This window comes from Phenylobacterium sp. (genome assembly GCF_036677185.1).
In the GTDB taxonomy this organism is placed as follows: domain Bacteria; phylum Pseudomonadota; class Alphaproteobacteria; order Caulobacterales; family Caulobacteraceae; genus Phenylobacterium.
Window position 1 is genome coordinate 1 of the sequence record NZ_JAKFEN010000029.1, and the last position, 21,762, is coordinate 21,762.

The 21,762-nt window shown below is 69.6% G+C and carries 26 protein-coding genes; 11 read left to right on the forward strand and 15 right to left on the reverse strand.

Annotated elements, in window-relative coordinates; translation table 11 throughout:
• Positions 1 to 66: 66 nt before the first annotated feature.
• From V6M51_RS17850 to V6M51_RS17865, 4 genes are all read right to left on the reverse strand, one after another.
• Positions 67 to 525 (reverse strand): DNA polymerase III subunit chi, encoded by a 459-nt coding sequence (locus V6M51_RS17850; protein WP_332769521.1) that lies wholly within the window; start codon positions 523 to 525, stop codon positions 67 to 69.
• Positions 522 to 1,202: a hypothetical protein gene (locus V6M51_RS17855; protein WP_332769327.1), complete on the reverse strand. Its 681-nt coding sequence runs from the start codon at positions 1,200 to 1,202 to the stop codon at positions 522 to 524. Before V6M51_RS17855 ends, V6M51_RS17850 begins: the two co-directional genes overlap by 4 nt.
• Positions 1,193 to 1,615 carry an endonuclease domain-containing protein gene (locus tag V6M51_RS17860; protein ID WP_332769328.1) on the reverse strand — a complete coding sequence of 141 codons (423 nt, stop codon included), beginning with the start codon at positions 1,613 to 1,615 and terminating at the stop codon, positions 1,193 to 1,195. Before V6M51_RS17860 ends, V6M51_RS17855 begins: the two co-directional genes overlap by 10 nt.
• 113 nt (positions 1,616 to 1,728) lie before the next feature.
• The gene (locus V6M51_RS17865; RefSeq protein WP_332769329.1) at positions 1,729 to 3,210 is read right to left on the reverse strand and encodes a leucyl aminopeptidase; all 1,482 of its coding nucleotides are present in this window, start codon (positions 3,208 to 3,210) and stop codon (positions 1,729 to 1,731) included.
• A gap of 153 nt (positions 3,211 to 3,363) precedes the next feature.
• Here V6M51_RS17865 and lptF point away from each other — a divergent pair, with 153 nt between their 5' ends.
• The 5 genes from lptF to pdxA all read left to right on the forward strand — a co-directional run bounded on the left by lptF (position 3,364) and on the right by pdxA (position 10,372).
• Positions 3,364 to 4,509 (forward strand): LPS export ABC transporter permease LptF, encoded by a 1,146-nt coding sequence (gene lptF / locus V6M51_RS17870; protein ID WP_332769330.1) that lies wholly within the window; start codon positions 3,364 to 3,366, stop codon positions 4,507 to 4,509.
• Positions 4,506 to 5,609, forward strand: a complete 1,104-nt coding sequence (locus V6M51_RS17875; RefSeq protein ID WP_332769331.1) for an LptF/LptG family permease — start codon at positions 4,506 to 4,508, stop codon at positions 5,607 to 5,609. The genes lptF and V6M51_RS17875 overlap by 4 nt, the downstream gene beginning before the upstream one ends.
• A gap of 59 nt (positions 5,610 to 5,668) precedes the next feature.
• Positions 5,669 to 7,951, forward strand: coding sequence for an LPS-assembly protein LptD (locus V6M51_RS17880; RefSeq protein ID WP_332769333.1), 2,283 nt, complete (start codon positions 5,669 to 5,671; stop codon positions 7,949 to 7,951).
• A gap of 67 nt (positions 7,952 to 8,018) precedes the next feature.
• Complete coding sequence (locus V6M51_RS17885; RefSeq protein WP_332769335.1) at positions 8,019 to 9,374, forward strand: peptidylprolyl isomerase; 1,356 nt, start codon at positions 8,019 to 8,021, stop codon at positions 9,372 to 9,374.
• The gene (gene pdxA / locus V6M51_RS17890; RefSeq protein WP_332769337.1) at positions 9,371 to 10,372 is read left to right on the forward strand and encodes a 4-hydroxythreonine-4-phosphate dehydrogenase PdxA; all 1,002 of its coding nucleotides are present in this window, start codon (positions 9,371 to 9,373) and stop codon (positions 10,370 to 10,372) included. Before V6M51_RS17885 ends, pdxA begins: the two co-directional genes overlap by 4 nt.
• On the opposite strand, the gene V6M51_RS17895 is transcribed toward pdxA, so the two are convergent.
• Positions 10,369 to 10,767 carry a hypothetical protein gene (locus V6M51_RS17895; RefSeq protein ID WP_332769339.1) on the reverse strand — a complete coding sequence of 133 codons (399 nt, stop codon included), beginning with the start codon at positions 10,765 to 10,767 and terminating at the stop codon, positions 10,369 to 10,371. The genes pdxA and V6M51_RS17895 overlap by 4 nt on opposite strands.
• A gap of 109 nt (positions 10,768 to 10,876) precedes the next feature.
• On the opposite strand from V6M51_RS17895, the gene V6M51_RS17900 reads away from it, so the two are divergent.
• From V6M51_RS17900 to greA, 4 genes are all read left to right on the forward strand, one after another.
• The gene (locus V6M51_RS17900; RefSeq protein WP_332769340.1) at positions 10,877 to 12,700 is read left to right on the forward strand and encodes a DUF885 domain-containing protein; all 1,824 of its coding nucleotides are present in this window, start codon (positions 10,877 to 10,879) and stop codon (positions 12,698 to 12,700) included.
• Between the two features lie 65 nt (positions 12,701 to 12,765).
• Positions 12,766 to 13,050, forward strand: a complete 285-nt coding sequence (locus V6M51_RS17905) for a hypothetical protein (protein ID WP_332769341.1) — start codon at positions 12,766 to 12,768, stop codon at positions 13,048 to 13,050.
• Between the two features lie 79 nt (positions 13,051 to 13,129).
• Positions 13,130 to 13,885, forward strand: coding sequence for a hypothetical protein (locus V6M51_RS17910; RefSeq protein ID WP_332769342.1), 756 nt, complete (start codon positions 13,130 to 13,132; stop codon positions 13,883 to 13,885).
• A gap of 80 nt (positions 13,886 to 13,965) precedes the next feature.
• Positions 13,966 to 14,445: a transcription elongation factor GreA gene (gene greA, locus V6M51_RS17915; RefSeq protein ID WP_332769343.1), complete on the forward strand. Its 480-nt coding sequence runs from the start codon at positions 13,966 to 13,968 to the stop codon at positions 14,443 to 14,445.
• Here the strand turns inward: greA and V6M51_RS17920 are convergent.
• Both V6M51_RS17920 and fliK read right to left on the reverse strand, forming a co-directional pair.
• Entirely contained in the window at positions 14,442 to 14,708 is a 267-nt protein-coding gene (locus V6M51_RS17920) for an EscU/YscU/HrcU family type III secretion system export apparatus switch protein (protein ID WP_332769345.1), read from the reverse strand. The two genes, greA and V6M51_RS17920, sit on opposite strands and share 4 nt — an antisense overlap.
• Positions 14,705 to 15,733, reverse strand: coding sequence for a flagellar hook-length control protein FliK (gene fliK / locus V6M51_RS17925; RefSeq protein ID WP_332769347.1), 1,029 nt, complete (start codon positions 15,731 to 15,733; stop codon positions 14,705 to 14,707). The genes V6M51_RS17920 and fliK overlap by 4 nt, the downstream gene beginning before the upstream one ends.
• A gap of 150 nt (positions 15,734 to 15,883) precedes the next feature.
• Here fliK and rsmA point away from each other — a divergent pair, with 150 nt between their 5' ends.
• On the forward strand, positions 15,884 to 16,651 hold the full coding sequence (gene rsmA, locus V6M51_RS17930; RefSeq protein ID WP_332769523.1) for a 16S rRNA (adenine(1518)-N(6)/adenine(1519)-N(6))-dimethyltransferase RsmA: 768 nt from the start codon (positions 15,884 to 15,886) through the stop codon (positions 16,649 to 16,651).
• Here rsmA and V6M51_RS17935 read toward each other — a convergent pair.
• Genes V6M51_RS17935 through V6M51_RS17950 form a run of 4 tightly spaced genes read right to left on the reverse strand, consistent with a single transcriptional unit; the run spans position 16,648 to position 18,529 of the window.
• Positions 16,648 to 16,857: a hypothetical protein gene (locus tag V6M51_RS17935; RefSeq protein ID WP_332769349.1), complete on the reverse strand. Its 210-nt coding sequence runs from the start codon at positions 16,855 to 16,857 to the stop codon at positions 16,648 to 16,650. The two genes, rsmA and V6M51_RS17935, sit on opposite strands and share 4 nt — an antisense overlap.
• The gene (locus V6M51_RS17940) at positions 16,854 to 17,630 is read right to left on the reverse strand and encodes a sulfite exporter TauE/SafE family protein (RefSeq protein WP_332769524.1); all 777 of its coding nucleotides are present in this window, start codon (positions 17,628 to 17,630) and stop codon (positions 16,854 to 16,856) included. The genes V6M51_RS17935 and V6M51_RS17940 overlap by 4 nt, the downstream gene beginning before the upstream one ends.
• 25 nt (positions 17,631 to 17,655) lie before the next feature.
• Positions 17,656 to 17,838, reverse strand: coding sequence for a DUF3606 domain-containing protein (locus tag V6M51_RS17945; protein WP_254833387.1), 183 nt, complete (start codon positions 17,836 to 17,838; stop codon positions 17,656 to 17,658).
• Complete coding sequence (locus V6M51_RS17950) at positions 17,831 to 18,529, reverse strand: glutathione S-transferase family protein (protein ID WP_332769351.1); 699 nt, start codon at positions 18,527 to 18,529, stop codon at positions 17,831 to 17,833. The genes V6M51_RS17945 and V6M51_RS17950 overlap by 8 nt, the downstream gene beginning before the upstream one ends.
• A 73-nt stretch (positions 18,530 to 18,602) precedes the next feature.
• Here V6M51_RS17950 and V6M51_RS17955 point away from each other — a divergent pair, with 73 nt between their 5' ends.
• Positions 18,603 to 19,385, forward strand: coding sequence for a TetR/AcrR family transcriptional regulator (locus tag V6M51_RS17955; RefSeq protein WP_332769352.1), 783 nt, complete (start codon positions 18,603 to 18,605; stop codon positions 19,383 to 19,385).
• Here the strand turns inward: V6M51_RS17955 and V6M51_RS17960 are convergent.
• Genes V6M51_RS17960 through V6M51_RS17975 form a run of 4 tightly spaced genes read right to left on the reverse strand, consistent with a single transcriptional unit; the run spans position 19,363 to position 21,760 of the window.
• Positions 19,363 to 19,728, reverse strand: a complete 366-nt coding sequence (locus V6M51_RS17960; RefSeq protein ID WP_332769354.1) for a YbaN family protein — start codon at positions 19,726 to 19,728, stop codon at positions 19,363 to 19,365. The two genes, V6M51_RS17955 and V6M51_RS17960, sit on opposite strands and share 23 nt — an antisense overlap.
• Positions 19,729 to 19,782: 54 nt before the next feature.
• The gene (locus V6M51_RS17965) at positions 19,783 to 20,223 is read right to left on the reverse strand and encodes an SRPBCC domain-containing protein (RefSeq protein ID WP_332769355.1); all 441 of its coding nucleotides are present in this window, start codon (positions 20,221 to 20,223) and stop codon (positions 19,783 to 19,785) included.
• 12 nt (positions 20,224 to 20,235) lie between these two features.
• Complete coding sequence (gene gmk, locus V6M51_RS17970; RefSeq protein ID WP_332769357.1) at positions 20,236 to 20,889, reverse strand: guanylate kinase; 654 nt, start codon at positions 20,887 to 20,889, stop codon at positions 20,236 to 20,238.
• Entirely contained in the window at positions 20,879 to 21,760 is an 882-nt protein-coding gene (locus tag V6M51_RS17975) for a YicC/YloC family endoribonuclease (protein WP_332769359.1), read from the reverse strand. The genes gmk and V6M51_RS17975 overlap by 11 nt, the downstream gene beginning before the upstream one ends.
• Positions 21,761 to 21,762 lie beyond the last annotated feature (2 nt).

The window sequence follows — 21,762 nt, forward strand, 5'->3', positions numbered from 1 at the left end:
GCGGCGGTTCGGCGCAGGCGGCGAGCGTCAGGAGGCCGGCGGTGGCCAGCAGGACGGTGAGCGCCTTCATGCCTGCTTCTCCCAGCCGCGAGTCTGTTGTTTCCAGTAGGAGGCCGGATGGCCCTTGGCCTTGAGCGCGCTCCACTGGCTGCGCGCCACAGCCAGTTGCGTCTCGTCGCGGCCGTCGAACAGCACGACGCACCGTTCATAGGCCTCCAGTTCGCCGGGCTCGGCGCCGTCGACCAGGAACAGGGCGTCCGCCTCGTTCTGATTGTCGAAGGCGGTGGTCAGCAGCACCGGCTGACGCGCCGCGCCCGGCTCGTCGGCGGGCGCGTGCGGCAGGAAGCTCTCGTCGCGATAACTCCACAGCCAGCCGTCCAGGTGCTCGACCCGCTCGGGCTCGCGGGCGCGGACGACAGCCTTCCAGCCTCGGGCCAGGGTCTTTTCCAGCAGCTCGGGCAACACCTGATCCAGGCCCGAGCGCTCCAGATGATAGAACCAGACCTCGCAGGGGGCGGCCATCAGCAGGCTCTCCGAACCAATTGCGCCAGCGACGATACCACCTCGTCCGCGTGGGTCATCATGGCCAGATGCGAAAGCTCCAGCCGCAGGGTCGGCTGGCCGAGCGCCCGTGCCTGGGCGGCTTCGGCTTCATAGGCTTTGGAGAGCCGCAGGTAGCTCCAGCCCACGGCCGACGGGACACCTAAGGCCGGCGCGGGTTCGTCGAAATAGGCCAGGGGAGCCGGGGCGAGCTCGCCGAGGAAGGCGTCGCGGACCGGTCCCTCGGGGGTGAGGGCCGCGATGGCGCCCGGCGGGAACCACTGATCCCAAGGCGGCAGCATGCCCTCGTCCGCCGCGGCGCGCAGAGCGGCGCCGAGCTGGGTGGAGGCCGTGTCGAACCAGGACCGGCCCGGATGGGGCAGTATGGCGTCGACGAAGACCACGCCGGCCAGGCGCGCTTCCGCCAGGGCCGCCACCGAGGCCGCCAGACCACCCGCTCCGGAATGGACGACCAGGACGTCGCCCGGCTCGATGGCCTCAGCCACGGCCGAGGCGAGCGCTGGATAGTAGGGCTTGGAGATCTCGCCCCAGGCCGGCAGGGCCACGACCTTCGACTCATAACCCCGCTTCGCCAGTTCGGACGGAACCGCGCCCCACGAGGCCGGCCCCACCAACGGACTATGAACTAGGATCAGGCGCATTCTTTTCCCTCCCCTTTATGGAGAGGGGCAGGCGGCGAAGCCGCCGGGGTGGGGAAGTCCGGCCGCCTCTCAAGCGCCAGGACGATCGTGTCCATCACCCCGTCCAGGTCTCTCGCAACCTGACCGGCCCAGAAGCGCAAGGTCTCGAAACCCTCGCGGGCAAGCACCCTGTCGCGCACGCTGTCATGGACGGCCTGCGCCTCCTCCGCATGCTGGCTCCCGTCGACTTCGATCACCAGCCGCCGCGCGAAGCATACGAAGTCGAGGAAATAGCCCCGAAAAGGCGCCTGGCGACGGATGTGCCATCCTCGGGCGCGCAGCCGTTTCAGCCTGCTCCTGAGGATCACCTCCGGACCACTCATCGAACGCCGCAAATCGCGCGCCCTGGCGGTAGGCCGATTCACGCTTCTCATGTCTCTCCGAGTCAAAAACGATCGGGGTGAAGGTCGGAGAGACACCCTAAGACCTCCCTACCCCGATCGCTTCGCGATCTGCCCCTCCCCATGAAGGGGAGGGAAAAGAGGGATCAGCTCTCGTACTTGTCGGCGACCATCCGGTTCAGCAGGCGCACGCCATAGCCGGTGGCGCCCTCCGGGATGGTCGGAACGCTGGAGGGCTTCTTCCAGGCGGTCGAGGCGATGTCGAGGTGGGCCCAGGGCACGCTGTTGACGAAGCGCTGGATGAACAGGGCCGCGGTGATCGAGCCGCCCGGCCGGCCGCCGGTGTTCTTCATGTCGGCGATCGCCGAGTCGATGTTCTTGTCGTACTGCGGCGGAAGCGGCATCCGCCACAGCGGCTCGCCCTCCGCGGTCGAGGCTGCCAGCAGGTTGGCCGACAGTTCGTCATTGTTGGAGAACAGGCCGGCATAGTCGTTGCCGAGCGAGATGATGATCGCGCCGGTGAGCGTCGCCAGGTCGACCATGAACTTCGGCTTGAAGCGGTCCTGGCAGTACCAGACGGCGTCGGCCAGGACGAGGCGGCCCTCGGCGTCGGTGTTGATGATCTCGATGGTCTGGCCGGACATGGAGGTGACCACGTCGCCGGGGCGCTGGGCGTTGCCGTCGGGCATGTTCTCCACCAGGCCCAGTATGCCGATGGCGTTCACCTTGGCCTTGCGGCCGGCCAGGACGTGCATGAGACCCGCCACGGCGCCCGCGCCGCCCATGTCCCACTTCATGTCTTCCATGCCGTCGGCGGGCTTGAGGCTGATGCCGCCGGTGTCGAAGCAGACGCCCTTGCCGACGAAGGCGATGGGCTGGGCTTTCTTGTCCTTGGCGCCGTACCACTTGATGACGGCGAGCTGGCTCTCGCGGGTGCTGCCCTGGCCGACACCCAGCAGGCTGCCCATGCCCAGCTTAGCCATCTCGGCCTCGCCCAGGATCTCGACCTCGAGACCCAGGCTCTCCAGAGCCTTCACCCGGCGGGCGAATTCCTCCGGATAGAGGACGTTCGGCGGCTCGGAGACGAGGTCGCGGGAGAAGGCCACCGCATCGGCCAGGGCCGCATAGGGCGGGAAGGCCGCCAGGGCCGCATCGGCCTCGCCGGTGACGATCTGGGTCTTGATGACGGTCGGCTTCTTCTCGGCCGGCTCCTTGGTGCGGTAGCGGTCGAAGCGGTAAGCGGCCAGGCGCACGCCAAGCGCCGCCTGGGCGGCCGTGTGGGCGCCGTCCTTCGGCAGGCGAAGGCGCAGGACGGTCAGGCCCGAGGCCTTCACCGCCCCGTAGGCGCTGGCGGCGGCGTTCTCCACGGCCAGGTCATCGAAGGCCTCAGCCTTGCCCGCGCCCACCAGCACGATGCGCGGTGAGACGCCGGGAGCGCCATGGACGTCGAGCACCTGGCCCTTGGCGCCGGTGAACCGGCCGCCGTCGACGGCGCGTCCCAGCGCGCCGCCCGCCTGGGCGTCGAGTTCGCCGGCCGCGCCGGCCAGGACGTCACCCTCGAACACGATGACGGCGAGGGCCGTCTTGTCAGCCAAAGCGGCTTGGGCCGCGACGAACTCGATCTCCATAAGTCCCTCAAACTCCAGACAATGCGGGCGTGCGCCGCACAGGCCAACAACCGTGACCGTCCCTGCGGCGGTTGTGTGGCGCGGCGACGCATGATTTAGAACAGCTTCCGCGTGGGGGCGCGCAAAATCCCCCCAGAAACCTACATTTCTTCAATGCCGCTGATCGACCGCTATCTGTTCCGCCAGCTCCTGGGACCGACCGTGCTGGCCACGGCGGCGCTGACGGCTGTCGCCCTGCTGAGCCAGAGCCTGTCTGCGCTGGACATCATCGTCAGCCAGCGGCAGAGCGCGCTTGTTTTCGCCAAGGTCACGGTGCTGGCCTTGCCCCAGCTGCTTAACATGGTGCTGCCGATCGCGGTGTTCGTTGCGGGACTGGTGGCGTTGAACCGGCTGCACACCGAGCAGGAGATCGTGGTCTGCTTCGCCGGCGGCATGAGCCGCTGGCGGGTGATCTCGCCGGCCCTGCGGCTGGCCTCGATCATCATGGTCCTGGCCCTGGTCATGAACCTCTGGATCCAGCCCGCCGCGTCGCGGGAGATGCGCCAGACCCTGTTCAACGTGCGCACGGACTTGGCCTCCACCCTGATCCGCGAGGGCGAGTTCACCGCCCCTGCCCCCGGCCTGACCGTCTACGCCCAGTCCGTCGACGGGACCGGCCTGATCCACAATCTGTTCATCCACCAGGAAAAGGACGACGGCGACGCGTCGACCTACACCGCCGACACCGGCCGGCTGGCCAAGCGCGGCGAGCGGCCCGTCCTGGTCATGCAGAAGGGCTCCAACCAGGAATTCAGCGAAGCCGGAGTCCTGAACTATCTGTCCTTCGACGAGTACATCTTCGACCTCTCGCCGTTCATGGCGACCGGCGAGATGATCCACTACAAGCCCTCAGACCGTTACCTGCACGAGCTGCTGTTCCCCGATCTCCAGCAGGACTGGGAGAAGCGCAACCGGCTGAAACTGCTGGCCGAGGGCCATAACCGCCTGGCGAGTCCCCTCTACAACATCGCGCTGATGGCCATGGCCCTGTCGGCGATCATCGGCGGCGGCTTCTCGCGCATGGGCTATGGCCGGCGGATCGCCATCGTCGGGGCGGCGGCCGTCACCGTGCGGATCCTGGGCTTCGTGGTCCAGGCGGGAGCCGAGTCCGAGGCCTGGCTCAACGTCCTGCAATACCTCGTGCCGGTGGCCGCGACCTACTTCGCCCTGCGCAGCATCTTCCGCCAGAAAGTCTCGCGGTTCATCGACATGCAGCTGAAGCCGGCGCGCATCTCCCGTCGCGCGGGAGCGGCGGCATGATCGGGCTGGGCCGCCTCGAGCGCTATGTGATGGGCCGCACCCTGGCGGGCGTCGGCGCGGCCCTGGCGGTCATCTCGGCGGTGATCCTGCTGGTCTCGTTCGTGAACCTGTCGCGGGAGGTGGCGGTGCGGGCCGATGTCGGCGTCGCCCAGCTCTTCGGCCTGACCCTGCTGCAGGCGCCGGCCACCATCCTGCTGCTGGCGCCGTTCGTCTTCCTGTTCGGCGGGATCGCCGCCTATGTGGGCCTGAACCGCCGCTCCGAGCTGGTGGCCATGCGCGCGGCGGGCATTTCGGCCTGGCGTTTCATCCTGCCCTCGGCGGGAGCGGCCTTTGTGATCGGCGTGATCACGGTGACGGTGTTCAACCCGCTCGCCGCGGCCTTCAGCGCCCGATACGAATCCGACCGCGCCGACTTGATGGAAAACTATCTGACCGACGCGCCCAAGGAGGTGTGGTTGCGCCAGGGCGACGAGCGGACCCAGATGGTGATCCACGCCAAGGCCCGCGACACGGTCGAGGGCGTGGTGCGGCTGAAGGCGGTGTCGATCTTCGTCTATCAGAAGGACAAGCGCGGCGTTCCGGCGTTCAAGCGCCGGCTGGAGGCCGCCGAGGCGCGCCTGCTGCCCGGCTATTGGCGGCTCACCGACGTGCGCGAGGCCTCGGCCGGCGAGAACTCGGTGCGCTCCGACTCGCTGTCCATCCGCTCAACCCTCGACGCCGAATCAGCCATGGAGCGCTTCGCCGCGCCCGAGTCGGTCGCCTTCTGGCGACTGCCGGCGGCGATCCGCATGACCGAGCAGGCCGGTTTCTCGGCCGGCGGCTACCGGCTGCGGCACCAGCAGCTCCTGGCCACGCCGGTGCTGTTCGCGGCCATGTCGATCCTGGCGGCCGCCTTTTCCCTGCGCCTGGCCCGGCTTGGAGGCCTGGCAGGCCTTGCAGGGGCTGGGGTCGGCCTTGGTTTCGTCGTGTTCTTCTTCAACGAGTTCTCCGGGGCCCTGGCCGACGCCGACATCATTCCGCTGTTCGCGGCGGCCTGGGCGCCGCCGGTCGTCGCCCTGCTGTCTGGGCTCGCCCTGCTCTGCTACACCGAAGATGGTTGAATCGCCGGCGTTCCCGGTTATGCATCCGGTCACACCGCGTTGAGGGGATCCTTGGCTTCATGAGTTTGCGCAGGCGTTCAGCCTCGGCCAAGCGCGGCCTGCTCGCGGGCGTGGCGCTCCTGGTGCTGTCCTCGACGCAGGCGCACGCCCAGGCGCCGAAGACCGGCCCCTCGCCCGACGGCCTGGCCGAGGATCAGCTCTACATGGAAGCGGACCTCGTGGTCCGCGACGACAAGAACAAGGTCAGCACCGCCACGGGCGACGTCGAGGTCCGTTATCAGGGCCGCACGCTGCGCGCCCAGGAGCTGGTCTATGACGAGGCCAAGGGCACCATGCGCGCCCGCGGCGAGACCTCGATCCTCAACGCCGACGGCTCGGTGGAATACGCCGACGAGATCGTGCTGGACGACCAGATGAAGGCCGGCGTCGCCACCGGCTTCGCCGCCCGCATGCCGAAGAACGTCAAGATCGCCGCGGCCAGCGCCGTGCGGCGCTCCGACCGGATCAATGAGCTGAATCGGGCCATCTACACCCCGTGCGAGATCTGCGCCCCGGACGGGACCACGGCCAAGACCCCCACCTGGTCGATCAAGGCCGAGCGGGTGGTTCAGGACAAGGACCGGCAGCTCGTCTACTACCGCAACGCCGTGATCCAGATTTTCGGCGTGCCGCTGGTCTACCTCCCGGTCTTCTGGCACCCGGACCCCGAGGCGGTCCGCAAGTCCGGCCTGCTGCCGCCCGAGATCTCCGCCTCCGACCGCCGGGGCCTGTCCTACGAACAGCCCTATCTGATCGTTCTGTCGCCACATTCAGATTTGACCATAAGTCCTCAAATCAACACGAAAGTTAGCCCTTTCGTTAACGGCCGGTATCGCAAGCGCTTCTACTCCGGCGCCCTCGACGCCCGCTTCGGCTACACCCACGACGAGGACTTCGACAGCAAGGGCGACCCGTTCGGGGACAAGACCTCGCGCAGCTATGTCCTGGCGTCCGGCGCCTTCGCCATCAACGACAAGTGGCGCTGGGGCTTCACCGCCGAGCGGACCTCCGACGACCTGCTGTTCGACAAGTACGAGATCGGCGGCGTCTACGAGAACCGCGGCCCCTACGTGGCCGACGACCGGCGGCTGATCTCGCAGCTGTATACGACCCGCGAAACCTCGAATTCCTACTTCTCCGCCGCGGCGTTCACGATCCAGGGCCTGCGGCCCGGAGACAACGAGCGGACCTTCCCGGTCGTCGGACCGCTGATCGAATCCCGTTGGGAGCCGGACGGCAAGGTCGCCGGCGGCCGCCTCCGGTTCCGGGCCAGCGCCGTGGCTCTCACCCGCGAGCAGTCGCCGCTCAACGCCCCGCCCCTGCGCCTCGACGGCCTCGACAGCCGCCGCGCCACCGGCGAGGTCGACTGGCGGAGCGTCTACACCTCCACCGCCGGCCTGCGGATCGCGCCCTATGTCCAGGCGCGCTTCGACGCCTACAGCCTCGACGACAATTTCGTCGGCGTGGTCGGGGTCGGGTCGAGATCCAAGACCCTGTCGCGCGGGCTCGCCGTGGCCGGCGCCGATATATCTTGGCCTTTTATTCGTCGTTTCAAAGACTTGTCGGTTATTCTTGAACCGATCGCCCAGATCGCCCTGTCGCCGGACCTGAAGCAGATCGAACTGGGCCGCAACGCCCTGGGGCAGCCCGTCTATCTGAACGAGGACTCCATCGCTTTCGAGTTCGACGAGACCAACCTGTTCCGGGCCAACAAATTCCCCGGCTATGACCTCTACGAGGACGGGCTGCGGGCCAATGTGGGCGGCCGGGCCTCGGTGTTCTGGGACGACGGACGGCGGGCCAGCATCCTGGTCGGCCGCTCCCTGCGCGCCGAGCGCAACGAGGTGTTCAACGCCCAGAGCGGCCTGCGGCCAAAGGCCTCGGACTGGATCGTCTCGGCCACCGCCGAACCCCTGCGCGGCCTCTCATTCTTCGGGCGCGCCCGCTTCGACGCCGACGACCTGCACATCGCCCGCGCCGAGACCGGCGCCAACGTCAATTCCAAGTGGGGCCACGGCTATGTCCGCTATCTGCGCGACCGCGCCGATCCCAACGGGCTCAAGGTGGAGAACCTCGACCTGGGCGGCGAGGTCTATCTGAGCAAGCACTGGGGCCTGACCGCCTACGGCAACCGTGACCTCGTGCAGAAGGCCTGGGTGATCCGCGACCTGGGCGTGGTCTATCGCGACGAATGCACCCGGCTCGACTTCATCTATCGTCGGGAAGACACGATCCTCGGCCGCCTGGGCCCATCCGAGTCCTTCACCTTCCGCCTAACCCTCGCCACACTAGGCGAACAGTAATATGGCAACTGATAACCGCGGCCACGAGGCCGCACGCTGCGGCGCCACGCTAAGGAAGACCTCACCCATGATCCCCGCGCGTAAAGTCACGGGCCTCGCGGCGCGCGGCGTCGCCTTGGCGGCCGCCCTGGCCGCAGTCGGCGCTCCGCCGATCGCCTGGGCCCAGACCCCCGCGCCCGCCGCCGCGCCGCCGGCCGCCGAGGCCCCGCGTCCCGTCGCCCCCCAAGGGCTCAGCGAGTCCGTGGCCGCCGTGGTCAATGACGACATCATCTCGACCTACGACCTGGCCCAGCGCATGCGCCTGCTGATCGCCACATCCGGCATCCAGCCGACCGAGCAGAATATCCAGCAATTCCAACGCGAAGCGCTGATTTCCTTGGTCGACGAGCGGCTCCAGATCCAGGAGCTGCGGCGCCAGGAGAAGGACCAGAAGATCGAGATCGTCGCCGATGAGGCCGAACTCAACGCCGAGATCGCCGACATGGCGAAGAACAACAACGTCCCCACCGAGCAGTTCATCGCCTCCCTGGAGGCCCAGGGGATCGGGATCGGCACCCTGAAGGAGCAGATTCGCGCCCAGACCAGCTGGCAGCGCTGGATCCGCGGTCGCTACGGCTCGCGCCTGCGCATCGGCGAGGACCAGGTCAAGGCCCAGCAGCAACGCCTGGCGGCCTCGGCCTCCAAGCCGCAGTACCAGATCAGCGAGGTCTTCCTCGACGCCAACCGGGTGGGCGGCATGGAGACGGCGATGACCGGGGCGACCCAGCTCATCGCCCAGATGCAGCAGGGCGCGCCGTTCCAGGCCGTGGCCCGCCAGTTCTCCGCCTCGGCCACGGCCGCCGCCGGCGGCGACGCCGGCTGGGTTGCGGCCGGCGAGATGGCGCCCGAGGTGGAAGCCGCCCTGGAACAGATGCGTCCAGGCCAACTCTCCCGCGCCATCCAGGTGCGCGACGGGGTCTACATCATCTATCTGCGCGACAAGCGTTCCGGCGCGGGCGCGGCCGTCGTCAACCTGAAACAGGCCGCCCTGGCCCTTCCCCAGGACGCGTCGGCGGCCCAGGTCAGCACGGCGACCGCCACCCTGACCGCCCTGCGCGGCCAGGTCACCGGCTGCGGCGACCTGGAAGCCAAGGCCGCCACGGTGAGCGGCGTGGTGGCCGGGGACCTGGGTGAAGCCGAGATCAAGGACCTGGCGCCGGCCTTCCGCAGCGCCGCCGAGACCCTGCAACCGGGCCAGCTCTCCGAGCCGATCCGCACGGCGGCGGGCTTGCACATCCTGGCGGTCTGCTCCAAGCGGGCCGGCGGCGCGGACGCGGCGACCAGTGAACAGATCGAAAGTCGACTGTTCGGACAGCAACTGAGTATGATCGCCAGGCGCTATATGCGCGACTTGAGAACATCGGCCACGATCGAGACGCGGTGAAGAACGGACCCCTCGCGCTGACCCTGGGCGATCCCGCCGGGATCGGCCCGGAGATCATCGTCAAGGCCTGGAGCCAGCTCCGGGCCGACGGGCCAGGGTTCGTCGTGGTCGGAGATTATCAATCCCTGGCCTCGGCCTCCGGCGCCACCGCGGTCCGCCGCGTCACCACCCCGAACGAGGGCGGCCGGGTATTCTCCGAGGCCCTGCCCGTCATCGACCTGCCCCTGCGCAGCCCTGTGGTGGCGGGCCAGCCCTCCGCCACCGCCGCGCGCGCCATCATCCAGTGGATCGAGACCGGGGTGGGCCTGGCGCTGTCGGGCGCCGTGCGCGGTCTGGTCACCGCCCCGATCGCCAAGGCGCCGCTCTATGAGGCGGGCTTCCCATTCGCCGGCCACACCGAATTCCTGGGCGAACTCACCGCCAGCGCCGGCTTCGACGGCGCCAGGGGGCCGGTCATGATGCTGGCCGTGGATGGCCTGCGCACGACCCTGGTCACGGTGCATGAGCCGCTCGCCCAGGTCGGGGGCAAGCTCACCATCGCGAAAGTCGTCAACGCCGGACTGGTGACCGCCCAGGCCCTGCGCAGCGATTTCGGGATCGCCGCGCCCCGCCTGGCGGTGGCCGGCTTCAACCCCCACGCGGGCGAGGACGGCGCCATCGGTCGCGAGGAGATTGAGATTATCGCGCCGGCGGTCCGCTCGTTGCGCGAACTTGGGGTCGACGCCGTCGGCCCCACGCCCGCCGACAGCCTCTTCCACGAAGCCGCCCGCGCCCGCTACGACGCGGCGGTCTGCATGTACCACGACCAGGCCCTGATCCCGGTCAAGATGCTGGACTTCTGGGGCGGCGTGAACGTGACGCTGGGCCTGCCGATCGTGCGGACCTCGCCGGACCACGGCACCGCCTTCGACATCGCCGGCCGCGGCTACGCCCGCCCCGACAGCCTGATCGCCGCCATTCGCATGGCCGACGAGATCGCCACCCGCCGGGAAGCCTAGTCCATCGGCCCGAGCAGCGGACGCGGCCCGATCGGACCGAGACCCAGCCCGTGGTCGTAATAATAGCCTCGCCCGTTCTTGGTCTGGCTGATCGCCAGGGTGAGGCTGCCGGTCTCGCCCAGCGGCATGACGCTGACCAGATAGCCGCTGCGATAGCCGCCGGTCCCGACCGCCACACCCACCTCTCCGTGGATCCGCCGGCGCTGGTCGACGGTCGGCTCGTCGACCGGCTGAGGCGCCTCGGCGATCCAGCGGTCGATCTGGGCGGCGGTGTCGGCCGCGGCGCTGGGCGGCGCGCCGGCGCCGGCCGTGGAGATCGCCTCCTCCGCCATCGCGGGGGCGGCGCAGCGCGCCAGCAACAGGGCCGAGATCAAGGGCGGCGCGTAGACGGGCATGAGCGGTCTCCTCAATGCTGAAGGTCGCTCCCGATTGCGGCCTGTTGAGGGCGCTTGCCGAGCGTCTGTCGCCGTGGCTTCTTCCCGGTTCGCAGTCGAGGGATCTCCCATGCTCAATCGCCGCCACGTCCTCGCCGGCGCCGTCGCCTCGCTGGCCATCGCCAACACCGCCCGCGCCCAGGCGAGCCCGGCCGCCGCCAGGGCCAGGGCGCTCTATGACGAGATCTTCGAATCGATCCTGCGGACCTCTCCCACCACCGCCTCGGGCCTTGGCTTCGACACCGGGCCGCGCGCGGCGCTGAAGTCGAAGCTGGACGACCGCTCGCCTGCCGGAAGGATGAACGTCTTCCAGCCGCTGGTCGACGCGCGGCCGCGTCTCGCGGCCATCGATCGCCAGGCCCTGACCGGGCTCGACGCGAGCCGGTACGACACCGTGGTCTGGCTGGCCGATCGGGACGCCGAAGCCGCCGGCTTCTCCTATGGCGGGGTCGATTCCTACGACTATCCGGTTCCCTACGTGGTCAGCCAGCTCACCGGCGCCTATCAGAAGATCCCCGACTTCCTGGACTCCAAGCACGTCGTCGAGACCAAGGCCGACGCCGAGGCCTATCTCTCGCGCCTGACCGTCTTCGCCCAGAATATCCGCGACGAGAACGGCCGGCTGCGCGCCGACGCGGCCCTGGGCGTCGTCCCGCCCGATTTCGTGCTGGACAAGGTGCTGAGCCAACTTCGGTCCCTGGCCGATCAGAGGGGCGAGACCTCGGGCCTCGCCGCCTCCCTGGGCCGCAGGGCCTCGGAGAAAGGCCTGGGGACCGACTGGGCCGCCAAGGCCGCGGCCATTGTCGACGGACCGCTGGCGAGCGCGCTCGCCGACCAGATCGCCCTGCTGACCGAGCACCGCCGCACCGCCGTCCACGAGGCCGGGGTGAGTCGCCTCCCCGACGGCGACCGCTACTACGATCTCGGGCTGCGCTACCACACCACCACCAACCTGACGCCGCCCGAGGCGCACAAGGTCGGCCTGGCCCAGGTGGCCGAGCTGTCGGCCCGGGCCGACGTCCTGCTGCGGGCCCAGGGCCTGAGCCAGGGCTCGGTGGGTGCGCGGCTCACCGCCTTCGGCAAGGACCCCAGCCAGCTCTATCCCAATACGGAGGCCGGCCGCGCCAGCCTGCTGGCGGACCTAAACCGCACCATGGAGGCCGTCCGCGCCCGCGCGCCGCAAGTGTTCGCCACCCTGCCCAGGGCCGGTATGGAAATTCGCCGGGTCCCACCGGCCATCGAGCTGGGAGCGCCGCGCGGCTACGCCGAGGGCGGGACGCTGGACGGTTCGCGACCCGGGACCTTCTACATCAACCTGCGCGACACCGCCGACTGGCCGAAATGGTCGCTGAACAGCCTGACCTATCACGAGAGCGTCCCGGGCCACCTGTTCCAGGGCGCGGTGCTGCTGGAGACCCCCGGGGCGCCCCTGCTGCTGAAGACCATGGGCTTCACGGCCTATGGCGAGGGCTGGGGACTCTATGCCGAGCAGCTCGGCGACGAGCTTGGAATGTATGACGCCTATCCGGCCGGCAAGATCGGTTACCTGCAGTCCTTCCTCTATCGCGCCGCGCGGATCGTCCTGGACACCGGCATGCACTCCCAGGGCTGGAGCCGGGAGAAGGCCGTCGCCTATATGATCGAGACCGTCGGCCTGCCGGCGGGCGCCGCCGAGAACGAGATCGACCGCTACGCGGTCTGGCCGGGCCAGGCCTGCGGCTACAAGATCGGCCACACCGAGATCGACCGCCTGCGGACCAAGGCCCGCGCGGCCCTGGGCGCCAGGTTCGACCTGAAGGCCTTCCACGACCTGGTGCTGCTGGGCGGCGCCATGCCGCTGGCGGTGTTGGAGCGGGTGGTGGACGATTGGACGCGGCGGCGCCTGGGCGCTTGATCTGCGAGGCCGGCGCATCCATTGATCAGACGCGGCGTTGCTTTGCGCGCCCTTGGAAACCGCACATGACACGCAGCCCCCAGTGGCTCTCCCTATCGCTCTCAGCCTGGCAGATGAGCCTGGAGGCCCAGCAGGTCATCGCCCTGCGGCTGACCAAGCTCGCGTTCGGCGGTGAGGCGGCCGTCAAGGAGACCGCCCTGATGATCTCCGAGAAGGCCGAGTCCATGATGGCCCTGCAGTCGGACATGGCCCTCGCCCTCATGTCGGGCACGGGTCACCTGGCGCCGGCGCGCGCCGTCACCCACTACCGCCGGAAGATCCGCGCCAACCGCCGCCGCCTGACCCGCTAAACCCTAACAACTGCTACTGGGAACGGGTCCCGACCCGTGGCAACCTTCCTTCATTGCGCATGTGCGGATGGGGGTTTGCATGGTTGCGACGACAATGGGCGCCGAGCGCGCCGAGACACGCTGGTTCTATGTAGGCATGGCGGCGGTCTTCGCCGTCATCGCCTTCGGGGGCTTCATCCCGACCTATTGGTCCAAGGTCGCCACGGGCACGTTCGGCGGCGCGCCGATCCTGCACATCCACGGGCTGATCTTCTTCACCTGGACCCTGTTCTACCTGGTCCAGACCTCTCTGGTCGCCGTGGGCCGCACCTATGATCACCGGAACTGGGGCCTGGCCGGGATCGCGCTCGCCACGGCCATGTGCTTCACCGTGGTGCTGGCGGCGATCAATTCGATCAAGGTCGCCGAGACCATCGGCATGGGCGACCAGGCGCGGCAGTTCTCCATCGTCTCGCTATCCGCGGTAGTGCTGTTCGCCGGACTGTTCGGGACCGCCATCGCCAACAACCGGCGAGCGGACGTGCATAAGCGGCTGATGCTGCTGGCCATGATCCCGCTGATGCAGGCGGCCAGCGCCCGGGTGTTCATGGTCCTGCTTGCGCCGCCCGGCGCGGTCGGGCCTCCGCCGGTGCAAGTCACCATCGCGCCGAGCATCTTCGTAAACCTGCTGGTGATCGCGGCCATGGTCTACGACTGGCGCACGCGCGGGCGACCGCACCCCGTCTATGTCTGGGGCGGGGCGGCCGTCCTGCTGCAGGAGATCGTGCCGTTGGTCTTCGCGGGCACAGCCGGCTGGATGGCGATCGCGACCTGGGTCGAGTCCCTGGCCGGCTGAGTTTTCGAACCGCGCCAGATCGTCCGCGTTCCCATATAGGGTGACCGCGCAGGAGACCTGGCCATGGAACGGACTTCCCGATGAGCGTCGCCTTCACCAAGGAAGGCGACCACGAGGCGGCCGCGGCGGACCTGCCCGACCGTCCCATCTCGTCTCACCCGAACCTGGTCACAGCCAAGGGCTTGGCCGCCCTGGACAAGGCTCTGGCCGCCGCGCGCGCCGCCTATTCCGCCGCCCAGGCCGGGGGCGAGGTCCAGGCCGACCGCACGGCCATGGCGCGGGCGACCCGCGACCTGCGCTACTTCTCCGCCCGCCGTGGCAATGCGCAGCTCGTCGAGCCCGATCCGGCCAGCGACACGGTCCAGTTCGGCCGCAAGGTGACCTTCGAGCGCGAGGACGGCCGGCGCCAGACCTACGCCATCGTCGGCGAGGACGAGGCCGATCCGGCCAAGGGCTCGGTGTCCTACATCTCGCCGCTCGCCCAGGCCCTGCTGGGCAAGTCGGTGGGCGACATCGCCAAGCTGGCCGGCGCCGAGGTCGAGGTGGTGGGGGTCGGCTAACGCCGGTCCTCGGCTGCGCGCAGGACGAAGGCCAGGATCTCGGCCACCGCCACGTACAGCCGCTCGGGAATCTCAGTCTCCAGCTCGATGGTGGAGAGCGCCTGGGCGAGCGGCGCGTTGCGCTCGAGGGGCACGCCATGGGCCTGGGCGGTCTCGACGATCCGTTGGCCGATCAGGCCCCGGCCGGTGGCGACCACGGTCGGAGCCCCCTGCCCTTCGTACTTGAGCGCCACCGCCAGCCGGTCCTTGAGCGGCCCGCTCATGAGGTCTGGTCCACTAGGCGGCCGGCTTCCGGCGCGCGGCTGGGCGGAGCGCCGGCGTGGACGGCGATCTCGGCGCGCAGCTGGACGGCGGCGAGCGCGGCGCTGAGCAGGCCCTGGTCGGCGCGCAGGCGGTCCAGCCCCTCGGCGCGTTCGGCCCACAGGCTGACGCCGGCCTGGGCGCCCGTGAGGCTGACGCGGGCGTGGATCGGGCCCAAGGGCTCGGCATCCAGGGAGAAGGCGGCCCGCCAGACGGGTTCGAGCTCGCCGGCCTCGCCGCGTCCGTCGCGGCTGACCTCGAACTGGGCGACACTCGCGCCCTGCGGCGTGACAAAGGGCATCTCGAACATCCAGCGGGTGACCTGGGCCTCGGGGCCCGTCTCGGCCGGCAGCGACGCGATTTGCAGAAGCTCCACGCGTCCCAGCGCCGCCTCGGTCTCGCGGGCCAGCTCCTGGCCCATGACCTGGGGCGGGCCGCCCGGCGACAGCTTGCTGACGGCTGGAGGTTGGGCGCGGGTTCCGCCGGCCCGGTAGGGCGGCGGCGGCACGGCGGCGGACCTGGGGCCCTGGGGCGCCGGCGCGGCGGCGAGCCAAGTCGACAGGGCCTGGCGCAACATCAGCAGGCTGGCCTTGAGGTCGTGCCCCACCGGAGAGGCCAGGGGCGCGGCGGCCAGATTGGCCTCGAGGAATAGGCCCGAGCGGGCCATGGCCTTGGCCACGTCGAGCCCGGTGAGGTTGCTGGCGAGCGGCGGAGCATGGGCCAGGACCCGGACGGCGGCGTCGCGCACCGGGCTCGGCAGGGCCTGGTCCTGGGCGGCCTGGGAGAGGTCGGCGATCAGAGGCGCCAGGCCGCCCTGACGCACCGCGGCGCCCCGGGTCACTTCGGCCACGGCGAGGGCCTGGATCTGGGCGGGATTGAGTTCCGGCAGCGGCGTATTGGCGTGCACGGTCGCGGCGACGGCGCGGACCGGCGTCACCGGAATGGTCAGGGTGGGCAGCGATACGCCCGAGATCGGTGCGATCGTCACGAGGGACCCGCCAGGTTAATCCAGCCGCACTATAGATTCATGGGGTGAAGCGGGGCTTAAGGACTTGATATTCCGGTGCTAGGGAGAGCTGTGACACACCCCCTGGCTGACCTCCCCCCGCTCCGCGAGACCCTGGCCGAGCACGGCTTGATGGCCAAGAAGAGCTTCGGCCAGCACTTCCTGCTGGACCTCAACATCACCCGCAAGATCGCCAGATTGGCCCAGGTGGGCGACGGCGACCATGTGATCGAGGTGGGCCCAGGTCCCGGAGGCCTGACGCGGGCCCTGCTGGAAACCGGCGCGCGGGTGACCGCCATCGAGAAGGACCCGCGCTTCCTACCCCTGCTGGAGGAACTGGCGGCGGCGGCCGACGGCGCCCTGGCCATCCGGGTGGAGGACGCGCTCGGCGCCGACGAAGCGGCCCTGGCGGCCGGCGCCCCGGCCCACGTGGTCTCCAACCTGCCCTACAATGTCGGCACAGCCTTGCTGATCAAGTGGCTGACCGGAGCATTCACACCCGCCTCCATGACCTTGATGTTCCAGAAGGAAGTGGCCGAGCGGATCGTCGCCCAGCCAGGCGACGACGCCTATGGCCGGCTGGCGGTGCTGGCGCAGACCACGGCCAACGCGGCCCTGGTCATGGATGTCGGCCCCCGCGCCTTCACCCCGCCACCCAAGGTGTCCTCCGCCGTCGTCCACCTGAGCCCGCGAGCCGATCGTCCCGCGCCCGAGCGGCTCGCGGCCCTGCAGACCATTACCGCGGCGGCCTTCGGCCAGCGCCGCAAGATGCTGCGCTCCAGCCTCAAGGTGCTGGGCGGCGAGGCCCTGTGCGCCAAGGTCGGCATCGCGCCCGAGGCGCGCGCGGAGACCATTTCCGTCGAGGGGTTCCTGGCGCTGGCCGACGCCTGGCGGACCTAGTCGCCGCCGCCGTCGTCCGACCCGTTACGACGCCGGTTTCGCCGGCCCACGGCGAGCATCATCAGTCCCACGATCAGGGCGAAGCCACCGATGGCGGCCCATACGATCTGGCCGGTCATGAAGCTGCCTGGCAGGACGCCGACCCCTTGCAGGATCCAGATGAGGCCGACGCCGCACAGCACGGCCCCGAGCACCTTGATGATCATGACATTCCCCCCGCCAGGGCCGACGCCCCGTCCCAGGCCAGCTTGGCCCCAACCACGATCAACAGGCCATAGACGATCTGGTAGAACCGCTCGGCTGGGATCCGCCGCACCAGCCAGACCCCGGCCCAGGTCGAGGCGATGGCCAGGGGCAGCAGGATGAGGGCCGTGCTCAAGGCCTGGGGGGTGAACTGCCCGAGCGCCCAATAGGCCGGGACCTTCATCCAGTTGACCACGGCGAAGAAGATGGCGCTGGTGCCGACGAACACGTCGCGGGGCAGCCGCTTGGGCATGACATAGATCTGGAACGGCGGTCCGCCGGCATGGGCGAGCTGGCTGGTGAAGCCCGCCGTGATCCCGGCCAGCACGCCCCGCCAAGGAACGCGTTCAGGCCGAACCTCCAGGACCGGCGCGCCGGCCCGGTCCACCCACAGGCGCTGCAGGGAGAAGACCACGGCGATCACGCCGACCGCCAGTTCCACCGCACCGGGGCGCACGAAGGCCGCCAGCGCATAGCCTAGGCCGATCCCGATCGCGGCGCTGGGCAGCATCAGCAGCAGCACGCCCCTGTCCCAGGTCTTTCGGAAGGCCGAGACGCTGACCACGTCCTGGACGATCAGGATCGGCAGGGTGATGGAGGCCGCCAGCACCGGCGAGATCGCCAGCGCCATCAGCGGCACGGCGATCACACCCATGCCGGAGAAGCCGCCCTTGGCCAGGCCCAGCAAGATCACCGCCGGGATGGCGACCAGGTAGAAGAACGGATCGGTGAGGATCGGCAGGTTCGCGACCGTCACGCGCTCACCGGCGCTTGCCCAGCTCGGTGGCGATGTCCTTGACGTTGTGGCCGACCTTCTTGTGCGCCGCGGCGATCTGCTCGGGCGTCACGCCCCAGCGCTTGGCCCAGAACGCCACCTCATGGCGCTCACGGATGTCGATGCGGGGCCGGTCGCGGAAGTCCCGCTTGCCCTTGGGTTCAGCCATGATCGCCTCCGCTCGCCCTCAGGTCCCGCAGCCATTCGCCCGCCGCCTGCGCCTCGGCCTCGTGGCCGGGCTCGCGCCAGGTCTCGGCCAGGGCGGCGGCCTGCCACGCCTGCATCGAGGGTAGCGCCAGCAGCCGCTCGGCGTAAGCCTGGGCCGGCGGCGACAAGACCAGGCCGTAGGTCTGCAGTCGGAAGGCCACCGGCGCGAAGAAGGCGTCCACCGCCCCGAACGCTCGGCCCGCCAAGAACGGACCGCCGAACTGGTCGAGGCCCTCGCGCCACAGCTCGTCGATGCGCGCCAGGTTCTGCTCCAGCCTGGGCGACCGCTCGCCCAGCCGCACCCGGACGCCGACATTCATGGTACAGGCTTCGCGCAGGGCGGAGAACCCGGCATGCATCTCGGCGGCGGCGCTGCGCGCCCAGGCCCGGGCGTCGGGGTCCTTGGGCCAGACCCCCTCGTGGCGTTCGGCCAGGTATTCGACGATGGCCAGGGACTCCCAGACCGACCGATGGCCATCCCGGAGCGCCGGGACCAGACCGGTGGGCGAGAACCCGCGAAAGGCTTGCCAGTTCGAACCGGGGTCGAACGGCGTCAGGCGCTCGTCGAACGGTATGCCTAGTTCGCGCATCAGCACCCAGGGCCGTAGCGACCAGGACGAATAGTTCTTATTGGCGATGTGCAGCTCGTACATGGCCCCAGCCCTAGCGCGATTCCGGGTTCGATTTTCGCACGCCGCCGTTATCGTACGACGTGCGGCGTTTCCTATGTTTAGGTCGAACGCCATGACCGCCGACTCGTCCTCCGCCGGCGATCCCAGACGCAGCCTCGAACTGCTCTGGGGTCTCGCCCCCGCCCGCCGCCGCGGGCCGCGCCCGCGCCACAGCGTGGAGGAGATCGCCGTCGCCGCCATCGAATTGGCCGACGCCGAGGGGCTGTCGGCGCTCTCCATGCGGCGGGTCGCCGACCGGCTGAAGGTCGCCACCATGTCGCTCTACACCTACGTGCCCTCCAAGGCCGAGCTGATCGACGTCATGCTGGACCGGGTCTATGGCGAGACGCCCAAGACCTATGCCAAGGGCGCCGGCTGGCGCGCGCGGCTGGAGCAGGTGGCGCGCGACAATTGGGACCTCTACCACCGCCATCCCTGGATGCTGCAGGTGGTGATGCACCGCCCGGTGCTGGGCCCCAACATGATCGCCAAGTTCGACTTCGAACTGCGCGCCGTTGACGGCGAGGGCCTCACCGATCTGGAAATGGACCAGGTGATCAGCCTGGTCTCCAACTATGTGCACGGCGCGGTGCGCAGCGCCGTGGAGGCCATGCAGGCCGAGAGCCGCACCGGGCTCAGCGACGCGCAGTGGTGGGAGATCAGCGGGCCGCTGCTGGAGAAGGTGTTCGATCCGGCGCAGTTTCCCACCGCCGCAAGGGTCGGGGCCGCGGCAGGCGAGGCCTATGAGGCCGTCGGCGATCCAGAGCGGGCCTTCGCTTTCGGGCTTGAGCGGGTGCTGGACGGGATCGAGGCTTTTATCGCGAGGCGCTCGGCCTAGAGACCACGAAGACCGCGCAAGCGGCCAGCGCCGCGGCCACCGTGAGGGCCAGCCATGCTTGCGGATGGGCGGTCAGGAAGAAGACCACGAAGCCGAAGACCATCCCCGCGCACGCCATCACCTTGGCCGGACGTGGAATGGCCCCGTTCTCGCGCCACGCCCGCAGGGTCGAGCCGAACCGCGCATGATTCATCAGCCAGGCCTCCAGCCGTGGCGAGGACCTGGCGAAACAGCCAGCGGCCAGGATCAGGAAGACGGTCGTGGGCATCAGCGGCAGGAAAGCGCCCACGACGCCGAGCGCCGAGAAGATCAGTCCAAGCACCAGGAAGAAGGTCCGCGTCATACCGCCCGACCCTCTACGAGAAACGCAAGTTGCGAAAGACCCGCAATTGCGATTTCAGCCCAGGCTCGCGACCCGGGCGGCCAGGGCCCTGTTCACCGCCTCGTAGGCCGGGACGAAGTCGCGGGCGACGCGCGCGGCGTTCCAGGTGGCGGGCAGCAGGCCGGAGAGCACTTCGGTGTGGACCAGGCGGGTTCCAGCGCCCTCCGGCGTCAGCAGGAAGCCATGCCGGCCCTTGAAGATCAGCGGCACGTGTCCAGCCCAGGCCAGCTCCCGCCCCGGCTCGGCGGCCACGATAAGGACGGTCTGGCGGATCACCGCGCCCGGCTTGCCGGGGAGATCGCGGAACACCATCGGGACCCGTGCGCCCAGCCGCGCCTCGCCGCGCGCCTCCAGGTTCAGCGGATTCCACTCGGGATAGCGCGCGAAGTCGGCCAGCACCGCGTAGACCCGGTCGGGACCGGCTGGGATCAAGGCTTCGGTGTGGATTCTGTGCATGCCTATCCGGGCCTATTCGCTCAGCAGACCCTCGACGAATTCCGGCAGCCAGGTGTTGCGGCCGGGCTTCATTCGCTCGGCCCGGTAGATGTGTCCGAGGTCCGCATAGGCCCGGTCGAAGTTCTTGTTCACGATGACGTAGTCGTAGAGACCCCAGTGGGCGATCTCTTCCTTGCCGAGCAAGAGGCGCTGGGCGATCACCTCCTCGCTGTCCTGAGCGCGGGCGTGCAGCCGGCGCGACAGGTCTTCCCACGAGGGGGGCAGGATGAAGACGCGGACGCTGTCGTCGGGCGCCTTCTCGGCGACCTGCTTGGCGCCCTGCCAGTCGATGTCGAACAGGACGTCCTTGCCGTCCAGCAGGGCCTCCATCACGGCGGCGCCAGGCGTGCCGTAGAGGTTGCCGTTGACCTCGGCCCACTCCAGGAACCCGCCCTCGGCGATCTTGGCCTCGAAGGCCGCGCGGTCGACGAAGAAGTACTCCCGGCCCTCCTCCTCGCCCGGCCGCGCCGCCCGGGTGGTCCAGGAGATCGAGAGGGTCATGTCGGCATGGTCGGCCACCAGCCGCCGCGACAGCGAGGTCTTGCCCGCGCCGGCCGGGCTGGAGACCAGCAGCAGCAGGCCGCGGCGCTGGGTCTCCCAGGGCTTGGCGTCGCCGTCACTCGACATTCTGCACCTGCTCTCGGAACTGCTCGATGGTGGCCTTGAGGTCCAGGCCGATATTGGTCAAGGCCGACAGCGCCGATTTCGAACAGAGGGTGTTGGCCTCGCGCATGAATTCCTGGGTCAGGAAATCCAGCCGACGGCCCGCAGGCCCCTCCCCGGCGATCAGGGAACGGGCGCCGTCGATGTGGCCGGCCAGGCGGTCCAGCTCCTCTCGGACATCGGCCTTCACGGCCATGGCGGCGGCCTCGGTGACGATGCGGTCGGCCGGGGCGGCCTCGCCCAGCAGCTCGGTCATCCTCGCCTCGAAGCGCGCCTTGATCGCCGCAGGCTGGCCGGCCGCCGTCTCGCCCGCCTGGCGGACCAGCAGCTCGATGCGGTCGACGAGAGTGATCAGCACGCCGGTCAGCGCGAACCCCTCCTCGCGCCGCGCCTCGGCCAGACCTTCCAGCGCCGCCCCGATGGAAAGCGCCATGGCCGCCTCGATGGAGGCCTGGGCGTCGGGATCGTCCAGGGTCTCGGCGGCTTCCACGACCCCACGCAGGGCCAGCAGGCCGTCCAGGCTGGGCGGGGCGGCCTTGCCGGCCGCCACCAGGCCGGCGCCGGCCTCAAGATAGCGCTCGATCTGGTCGAGATTGATCCGGACCTGGGCGCCGCCCTCGCTGCGCTTGGCCTGCACGCCGATGGTGACCTGGCCACGGGCGAATCGAGCCTGGGTCCCGTCGCGCGCCACGCGCTCCAGGGTGTCGAAACCCGGCGGGCCGCGGAACCGGACCTCCAGGTTGCGGCCGTTGACCGAGCGGGCCTCCGCCGACCAGCTCCAGTCCCCCGCCGCGCCCTCGGCCCGGCCGAACCCGGTCATTCCGTTCAGTGGCATGG

Excerpts from the sequence above, each read along its gene's own strand:
- V6M51_RS17855 (WP_332769327.1), bottom strand. The coding sequence starts at position 1,202 with ATGCGCCTGATCCTAGTTCATAGTCCGTTGGTGGGGCCGGCCTCGTGG.
- V6M51_RS17860 (WP_332769328.1), bottom strand. The coding sequence starts at position 1,615 with ATGAGAAGCGTGAATCGGCCTACCGCCAGGGCGCGCGATTTGCGGCGT.
- V6M51_RS17865 (WP_332769329.1), bottom strand. The coding sequence starts at position 3,210 with ATGGAGATCGAGTTCGTCGCGGCCCAAGCCGCTTTGGCTGACAAGACG.
- lptF (WP_332769330.1), top strand. The coding sequence starts at position 3,364 with ATGCCGCTGATCGACCGCTATCTGTTCCGCCAGCTCCTGGGACCGACC.
- V6M51_RS17875 (WP_332769331.1), top strand. The coding sequence starts at position 4,506 with ATGATCGGGCTGGGCCGCCTCGAGCGCTATGTGATGGGCCGCACCCTG.
- V6M51_RS17880 (WP_332769333.1), top strand. The coding sequence starts at position 5,669 with ATGAGTTTGCGCAGGCGTTCAGCCTCGGCCAAGCGCGGCCTGCTCGCG.
- V6M51_RS17885 (WP_332769335.1), top strand. The coding sequence starts at position 8,019 with ATGATCCCCGCGCGTAAAGTCACGGGCCTCGCGGCGCGCGGCGTCGCC.
- V6M51_RS17895 (WP_332769339.1), bottom strand. The coding sequence starts at position 10,767 with ATGCCCGTCTACGCGCCGCCCTTGATCTCGGCCCTGTTGCTGGCGCGC.
- V6M51_RS17900 (WP_332769340.1), top strand. The coding sequence starts at position 10,877 with ATGCTCAATCGCCGCCACGTCCTCGCCGGCGCCGTCGCCTCGCTGGCC.
- V6M51_RS17905 (WP_332769341.1), top strand. The coding sequence starts at position 12,766 with ATGACACGCAGCCCCCAGTGGCTCTCCCTATCGCTCTCAGCCTGGCAG.
- V6M51_RS17910 (WP_332769342.1), top strand. The coding sequence starts at position 13,130 with ATGGTTGCGACGACAATGGGCGCCGAGCGCGCCGAGACACGCTGGTTC.
- greA (WP_332769343.1), top strand. The coding sequence starts at position 13,966 with ATGAGCGTCGCCTTCACCAAGGAAGGCGACCACGAGGCGGCCGCGGCG.
- V6M51_RS17920 (WP_332769345.1), bottom strand. The coding sequence starts at position 14,708 with ATGAGCGGGCCGCTCAAGGACCGGCTGGCGGTGGCGCTCAAGTACGAA.
- rsmA (WP_332769523.1), top strand. The coding sequence starts at position 15,884 with ATGGCCAAGAAGAGCTTCGGCCAGCACTTCCTGCTGGACCTCAACATC.
- V6M51_RS17935 (WP_332769349.1), bottom strand. The coding sequence starts at position 16,857 with ATGATCATCAAGGTGCTCGGGGCCGTGCTGTGCGGCGTCGGCCTCATC.
- V6M51_RS17945 (WP_254833387.1), bottom strand. The coding sequence starts at position 17,838 with ATGGCTGAACCCAAGGGCAAGCGGGACTTCCGCGACCGGCCCCGCATC.
- V6M51_RS17950 (WP_332769351.1), bottom strand. The coding sequence starts at position 18,529 with ATGTACGAGCTGCACATCGCCAATAAGAACTATTCGTCCTGGTCGCTA.
- V6M51_RS17955 (WP_332769352.1), top strand. The coding sequence starts at position 18,603 with ATGTTTAGGTCGAACGCCATGACCGCCGACTCGTCCTCCGCCGGCGAT.
- V6M51_RS17960 (WP_332769354.1), bottom strand. The coding sequence starts at position 19,728 with ATGACGCGGACCTTCTTCCTGGTGCTTGGACTGATCTTCTCGGCGCTC.
- V6M51_RS17965 (WP_332769355.1), bottom strand. The coding sequence starts at position 20,223 with ATGCACAGAATCCACACCGAAGCCTTGATCCCAGCCGGTCCCGACCGG.
- gmk (WP_332769357.1), bottom strand. The coding sequence starts at position 20,889 with ATGTCGAGTGACGGCGACGCCAAGCCCTGGGAGACCCAGCGCCGCGGC.
- V6M51_RS17975 (WP_332769359.1), bottom strand. The coding sequence starts at position 21,760 with ATGCCACTGAACGGAATGACCGGGTTCGGCCGGGCCGAGGGCGCGGCG.